This is a genomic window from Arthrobacter sp. NPDC080031, from assembly GCF_040702485.1.
In the GTDB taxonomy this organism is placed as follows: Bacteria; Actinomycetota; Actinomycetes; order Actinomycetales; family Micrococcaceae; genus Arthrobacter.
This window is the reverse complement of the sequence record NZ_JBFBLA010000031.1, coordinates 52,567-59,322: the sequence shown is the minus strand read 5'-3', so window position 1 is coordinate 59,322 and position 6,756 is coordinate 52,567. Positions and strand designations below refer to the sequence as shown.

The window sequence follows — 6,756 nt, the reverse complement described above, 5'->3', positions numbered from 1 at the left end:
GGCCCACCCTCAACCTACAAACCCCAGCCAACCGGCTCAACCAGCTGCTGCAGGCAGCCTAAACCCCTGCGTTGCTACGACCAGTTGACTTTGCCGACAACAAATGCGAGTCAGTTGGGCCCCACGAGGCAGCTACTCAGTCCAGTCGAAGAATCCCTTGCCGGTCTTGCGCCCCAGCTCGCCGCGGGCAACCTTGTCGCGCAGGATCTGCGGCGGGGCGAAGCGCTCCCCCAGCGTCGAATGCAGGTACTCGGCGATGCCGAGGCGCACGTCCAGGCCAACAATGTCCGTGGTCTTGAGCGGTCCCGTTGGGTGCTTGTAGCCGAGCACCATCGCGGCGTCGATGTCCTCCGCGGAGGCTACGCCTTCTTCCACCATGCGCATCGCCTCGAGTGCGATCGCGACGCCCAGCCGCGACGAGGCAAAGCCGGGCGCATCGTTGACGACGACGGCGGTCTTGCCGAGTGCCTCGGTCCAGCTTTTCGCCGTAGCGGCGAGCTCCGGCGAAGTCTCCTTGGCCAGGACCACCTCGATAAGCGTGGAAGCCGGGACAGGATTGAAGAAATGCAGGCCCACGAAATTGGCTGGCCGCCGGAGCTGCGAAGCGAGGCCGGTCACGGAGAGCGACGAGGTGTTGGAGGCGAGGAACGCGTCAGCGGACAGGTGCTCCTCCACAGCCTTGAGGGCCGCAACCTTGAGCTCGTAGTCCTCGGGCACGGCTTCGACCACGAGCCCGCAATGGACAAAGGAGTCATAGTCTGTGGAGGTGCTGAACCGGGACAAGGCCTCTTCAGCGGTTTCCGTCAGGGTGCCTCGGGCGGCTGATTTGGCCACGGCCTCAGCAACCCGGCCCTGCGCGCCGGCGGCGGATTCGTGATCGCGCTCGACGACGATCACCGTAGCGCCCTTGATCAGGAAAGCATGGGCGATGCCGGCGCCCATGCGGCCACCGCCGAGGACACCGACAACGTGCGGGATGGCGGGGGTTGCTGTCATTTTCGGGTCCTGTCTGGGTTGTCGCCGGACTGCGTGTCCTTGTCACTGCTTTTCTTGTCCAGGAACGCCTGCATGCGGTCGAACTTGGCTTGCGATTCGAAAAGCATGCCCTGGGCCAAAGTGTCGATCACGGGATGGGCTTCGGCAGGAGCATGGAACACCGACTTGGTGATCCGCACTGCCAAGGGATCCTGCCGGCCGATCCGGTCGGCGAGGTTGTGGGCTGCTTCCATCAGCACGGGGGCTTCGTGGATCTGGGTGATGAGGTTGATGCGGAGGGCTTCCTCGGCCCGGAGGACGGCACCCGCCAAGAGGATTTCCTTGGCGATCGGCTCCCCCACGAGTTCCTTGAGGCGCCAGGTGGCACCGGCCGCCGCCATGATCCCCAGTCCGGTTTCCGGGTTGCCGATGCGCAGGCCGGGCGTGCCGATGCGGAAGTCTGCTGCGTAGGCGAGTTCGGCCCCGCCGCCCAGGCAATAGCCGTCCAGGGCCGCGATGACGGGCATGGGCAGCTTCGCGATCCGGACGAAGATGGTCGAGTTGATGCCGCGCAAGGCGTCGTCGCGGCGGCGTTCCCTCAGCTGGCCGATGTCTGCGCCCGACGCAAAGACGCCTTCGACGCCGGCAATGATCAGGATTTTGGGCTCGCGTTCAAGGTAATCGCACACTTGATGGAGTTCGTCCACCATCTGCTGGTCGATCGCGTTGCGGACCTCGGGCCGGTTCAGGAGGACAACGACGCGGTCTTCCCGTTCTTCGACAAGGAGCGTGGTGAAGTCGCCCTTCAACGCCATTACATGCCTTCCAGGAGAAGGGCGGCGCCCTGCCCGACGCCGATGCACATCGTCGCGAGACCGATCTTCCGGTCGGCGGTGCCCAGCTCGCGTTCCATGCGGCCCAGCAAGGTGATCGCGATACGTGAGCCGCTGGAACCGAGCGGATGCCCCAGGGAGATCGCACCGCCGTCGAGGTTCACGATGTCCGGATCCAGGCCCAGTCGCCGCATGCTCGCGAGCGATTGTGTCGCGAAGGCTTCATTGAGTTCGACGGCGCCAACGTCGCCGACCGTGAGTCCGGAACGGCCCAGGATCTTCTGGGTGGCCGGAACAGGGCCGATGCCCATGATTTCCGGTTCACAGCCCGCCGAGCCGCCGTCGATGATGCGGGCGCGCGGGGTGAGGCCGAACTTTTCGATGGCTGCCTCGGACGCGACGATGATGGCGGACGCGCCGTCGTTGAGCGAGGAGGAGTTGCCAGCCGTGACAACAGAGCCGCCGGCGACCACCGGGCGGAGCCCGGCGAGGACCTCCATGGTGGTTCCTTCCCGTGGTCCTTCGTCGGTGTCCACCACGGATTCGCCCTTGCGGGTCTTCACTGTGACCGGCACGATCTCTTCCTTGAAGCGACCGCCGGCGATGGCAGCAAGCGCGCGTTCGTGGGAGCGGACGGCGAAGGCATCGGCGTCTTCGCGGGAGATGCCGTCCACACGGGCAACTTCCTCCGCGGTTTCGGGCATGGAATACGTCATCTTGCCCCCGCGGGACAGCTCGCCTTTGCTGAAAAGGGGGTTGGCGAAGCGCCAACCGATGGACGTGTCGAAGATCTGGCCTGGTTTGGCGAAGGCTGTAGTGGGCTTCTCCTGCACCCAGGGGGCCCGGCTCATCGATTCGACGCCGCCCGCCACCACGATGTCCGCCGCGCCGGCCTTGATCATGTGGCTGGCCATGATGATGGCGCTCATGCCTGAGGCACACAGGCGGTTGACCGTGATGCCGGGGATGTGGAGCGGAAGTCCCGCCAAGAGAGTGGCCATGCGGGCAACATTGCGGTTTTCCTCGCCGGCGCCGTTGGCGTTGCCCAGGATGACTTCATCGATCGCGTCGGGGTCGACGCCGGCACGGGCCACGGCCTCGCGGACCACGAGGGCTGCCAAGTCATCGGGCCGGACCGCGGAGAGCGCGCCGCCATACCGGCCTACAGGGGTGCGGGCACCGCCAACAAGAAAAGCCTCGACCATGGGAACATCCTTCGCGAAGGGAGCGGGGTCGGCGAATAATTTACCGACCGTTCGTTCTATAAAGATTACACGGCGCCGCCGCGCGGTCAACCGTCACCCGGTCAACCGCCCCGCGACCGGCGTTGCCCCACTCAGATCACCCGGATACCCAGATGCCCGGCCAAAAGGGGTGCCAGGAGGCTGAGCTGGTAATCGTCAATGACCACGCCGGACAAGCCGCCAAGTCCATTGATCATCCGGAAGTCCGAGCCGCGCAGGTCCACATCCTTGAGCTTGGCCCCTGTGACATCCAGCGTCCCGATGGTGCAATCCTTGAGCACGACCCGCGTCGCGGTACAAGCCCCGAGGTCGAGCTCGTTGATGATGCAGCCCGTGATCACCACATCCGTGAGCTTGGATCCACGCAGGTTCAGGAAGTCCAGCTTGCCGCCGTCGACCTTTACCGAGTGCCAGGCGCCCTCGTACATTTCCGCGGAACCCCAGCGCGGGTTGCTGATCTCCACTTCACGCCATGAGGTGCGTGCAGCGGTAAATACCGGCGCGTAGGGCTCATTCAGGATGCAGTCCCGGAAGGTCGCGCCGCGCAATTGTGCTTCGTTGAAGGAGACGCCATTGAATTCACACTCGATGAAGTCCGCTCCGCTGAGCTCCGCTCCGTCGGCCACGGCACGGGTGAGGCGGACGCCGTCGTACCGTTCCCCGCGCTGGAAGTCCGGCGCGGGCTCGTCGCGGAGTTCGTCAAGCCTGATCGGGGAAATCCGGGGTGCCGTCACCTTGGCCACTGGCGCCATCAGAGCGCCTCCGCTTTCGCCGCGATCTCGGCGAGATCCTTCGCGAGCGCCTTGCGAGTGACAATCATCCCGAGCTTTCCGAACGCAGCCATCATGACCTTGCTCAAGAAAGTCGGCTTGAGGACCTCGGCGCCGAAGAACAGCGCAAGTTCGGTCCCGCCGTCGCGCTCTTCCAGGGTGAATCGGGTGGTGTAGTCCGCACCGCCCTGCCGGGCCTTGACCGTAGTGCCGCGCGGAGGATCGCAATGGGAAACGTGCATTTCCACGGTTTCTTCCCTGCCCATCATGGCGCGGGTTTCCTTCCAGCGCGTGCCCTCACCATAAGGTCCCTCGCTGAGCATCTGAATGGCTTTGACGCCGGACAGGGTCTTGGCCGAGCCTGGGATGTCGGTGATGACGGCCCAGACTTTCTCCCGGGGCGCGTTGACGTGCTGGCTGAGCGTGGTGCTGTGGTCCATGCATCGAGCCTATCGGCGACCGCAGACAAAAACAGCCGACAAAAACAGCCGACAAGACCCTTGCGCGGTCTGGCAGGATTGCACCATGGTGCACATCGACTTGAGCACGGAAAGCGCGGCGGCCGGAGGCTCGCGGACCTTGCAGGGTTACCTTGCCGAACCGGACGGCGAGGGGCCGTTTCCCGGCGTCGTACTGATCCATGAAGCGTTCGGGCTCGACGACATGATGCGCCGGCACGCAGACCGGCTCGCCTCGGCCGGTTACTTGACGCTCGCCGTCGACCTCTATAGCGACGGCGGCGCGAGGCGCTGCCTCGTGGCGACCATGCGTTCCCTTGGGTCGGGTACGGGCCGGGCATTCACAGATGTTTCCACGGCACGCTCCTGGCTCCGAAGCGATGCCCGGTGCACAGGAAAGGTGGGGGTCATCGGATTCTGCATGGGCGGCGCCTTCGCCCTGCTCGCGGCCCACGAGGACTTCGACGCGGCCTCCGTGAACTACGGCCAGTTGCCCCGGCACCTGGAGCAGGCTTTGGAGGGCGCTTGCCCGGTGGTGGCCAATTACGGAGGCAAGGACCGGACGATGCCGGGAGCGGCCGCGAAGCTGGAGGCTGCGTTGACGAACCTCGGGATCGAGCACGACGTCAAGGAATTCCCGACTGCGGGCCACGCCTTCATGAACGACGTTCCGGTCGGGCCCCGGCCACTGCGGCCGTTGATGCGGGTGATGGGCATCAAGCCCGATCCGGCCGCGGCTCCGGAAGCGTGGCAGCGGATCGAGGACCACTTCGCGAAGTACCTGATGGACTGAGCCGGTTAAATCGATTGCTCCGTAAGTGCCGTTCTGAGCGCTCAAAATGGCAGTTACGGAGCAATCGATGGTGGGGACACTAAGCGGTGGGCCCTAGCTGAACAGCTCGCTCTTCGGTTCGTTGTTCTTGACCTTCTGCCAGCCCAGCCACAGCACCAAGGCGAAGAACGGGATGGTGGCCAGGGTCCAGAGGCCCAGGAGGAACACTTCGCCCGTGGCCTTGTCGGTCATGGTGTCCATGCCGATCAGTATGGTGATGGCCAACAGGGCGATCAGGCCAACCCAGCTGGTCCACGGCGAACCCGGCATCGGGAGGCTGGAAACGTTGCCCTTCTTCTTGCGCAGGGCGATCTGGCTCGCGAAAATCGAGCCCCACGTGAAGATGACGCCGATCGAGGCCGTATTCAGGGCGAGGTCGAAGGCGTGCGAACCGCCCAACCAGATGTTGAGCAGGATGCCCACGAGGTACACGGCGCCGATTGCCAGGATGGCCGCGTACGGCACGTGGCGGGTGGACATCTTGGTCAGCCACTTGGGGGCATGTCCATTGTTGGCCATGGTGCGGAAGATGCGGCCGATCGAGTACAGGCCCGAGTTGCATGAGGACAGCGCTGCGGTGATGACGATCATGTTCATGACGTCGCCCATCCACGGCAGGCCCATCTGGCCGAAGACCGTGACGAACGGGGAGGTTCCGGCGTGGTACTGGTCCGAAGGCAGGAGCATCGCCAGCAGCGTGACGGAACCGACGTAGAAAACCACGATGCGGATCACGACGGCGCGGATCGCCTTAGGCACTTCGCGTTCCGGGTTCTGCATCTCGCCGGCGGTAATGCCGACCAGTTCGATGGCGTTGTAAGCGAAGATCACGGCGTTCAGGACCAGGATCATCACCAGGCCGCCCTTGGGGAACATGCCGCCGTCGGCAGCGAAGAGGTTCCCCACGGATGCGTGGCCAGCGCCGACCTGCGCGTTCGTGACCACCATGAAGGTGCCCACGGCCAGGAAGATCAGGATCGCGGCGACCTTGAGGCAGGAAGCCCAGAACTCGAACTCGCCGAAGGCCTTGACGCTGAACAGGTTCACAGCCACCAGCAGCACCAGTGCGGCGATGGCGGACAGTTCAACGGGAACGTTCGGGAAGAAGAACTGGAAGTACAGGCCGATGGCAATGAGTTCGGCGATGCCCGTCATGGCCCAGTTGATGAAGTACATCCAACCGGAGAGGAAGGCACCCTTTTTGCCGAACATTTCACCGGCGTAGCTGACAAAGGAGCCGGAGGTCTGGCGGTACATGATCAGTTCGCCGAGGGCCCGCATCAGCAAGTAGGCGATGACGCCGGCAATGGCGTAGGAGAAAATGAGGGCCGGGCCGGTGGAAGCCAGGCGGCCACCCGCGCCCATGAAGAGGCCGACGCCGATCGCGCCGCCCATCGCGATCATGGTGACGTGGCGGCGGCTCAGGGTCTTCTGGTAGCCCTCGGCACTGAGGTTTTCGGAAGTTGTCGCGGTACTGGGCGCAGCCAGGGTTCCCGGCTCACGCTGAAGGTCGGTTGCGGTTTTTTGAGGCACAGCTGTTCCTTGTGGGTTGAGGAGATACCGGCCCTGGCTTCACGCGCATCGGCACAAGCAATTCGAGCTTTCACCCTGTTGGCGAGTCGAATCAATAGCGAAAACACGGAA

At 64.3% G+C, this 6,756-nt stretch carries 7 protein-coding genes; 1 reads left to right on the top strand and 6 read right to left on the bottom strand.

All coding sequences use genetic code 11. The features are described from left to right. Positions 1 to 132: 132 nt before the first annotated feature. The 5 genes from AB0323_RS20815 to AB0323_RS20795 all read right to left on the bottom strand — a co-directional run bounded on the left by AB0323_RS20815 (position 133) and on the right by AB0323_RS20795 (position 4,262). Positions 133 to 996 (bottom strand): 3-hydroxyacyl-CoA dehydrogenase family protein, encoded by an 864-nt coding sequence (locus AB0323_RS20815; protein WP_364542561.1) that lies wholly within the window; start codon positions 994 to 996, stop codon positions 133 to 135. Continuing rightward, positions 993 to 1,790: an enoyl-CoA hydratase/isomerase family protein gene (locus AB0323_RS20810; protein ID WP_366179022.1), complete on the bottom strand. Its 798-nt coding sequence runs from the start codon at positions 1,788 to 1,790 to the stop codon at positions 993 to 995. The genes AB0323_RS20815 and AB0323_RS20810 overlap by 4 nt, the downstream gene beginning before the upstream one ends. Then, entirely contained in the window at positions 1,790 to 3,013 is a 1,224-nt protein-coding gene (locus AB0323_RS20805; protein WP_366179021.1) for an acetyl-CoA C-acyltransferase, read from the bottom strand. The genes AB0323_RS20810 and AB0323_RS20805 overlap by 1 nt, the downstream gene beginning before the upstream one ends. A 131-nt stretch (positions 3,014 to 3,144) precedes the next feature. Further along, positions 3,145 to 3,804: a pentapeptide repeat-containing protein gene (locus tag AB0323_RS20800; RefSeq protein WP_366179020.1), complete on the bottom strand. Its 660-nt coding sequence runs from the start codon at positions 3,802 to 3,804 to the stop codon at positions 3,145 to 3,147. Continuing rightward, on the bottom strand, positions 3,804 to 4,262 hold the full coding sequence (locus tag AB0323_RS20795; protein WP_366179019.1) for an SRPBCC family protein: 459 nt from the start codon (positions 4,260 to 4,262) through the stop codon (positions 3,804 to 3,806). Before AB0323_RS20795 ends, AB0323_RS20800 begins: the two co-directional genes overlap by 1 nt. Before the next feature lie 85 nt (positions 4,263 to 4,347). Between AB0323_RS20795 and AB0323_RS20790 the strand changes: the two genes are divergently transcribed. After that, positions 4,348 to 5,073, top strand: a complete 726-nt coding sequence (locus AB0323_RS20790) for a dienelactone hydrolase family protein (protein WP_366179018.1) — start codon at positions 4,348 to 4,350, stop codon at positions 5,071 to 5,073. A gap of 93 nt (positions 5,074 to 5,166) precedes the next feature. Here the strand turns inward: AB0323_RS20790 and AB0323_RS20785 are convergent, their stop codons facing one another. Next, positions 5,167 to 6,645, bottom strand: coding sequence for an amino acid permease (locus tag AB0323_RS20785; RefSeq protein ID WP_366179017.1), 1,479 nt, complete (start codon positions 6,643 to 6,645; stop codon positions 5,167 to 5,169). Between the last annotated feature and the right edge of the window lie 111 nt (positions 6,646 to 6,756).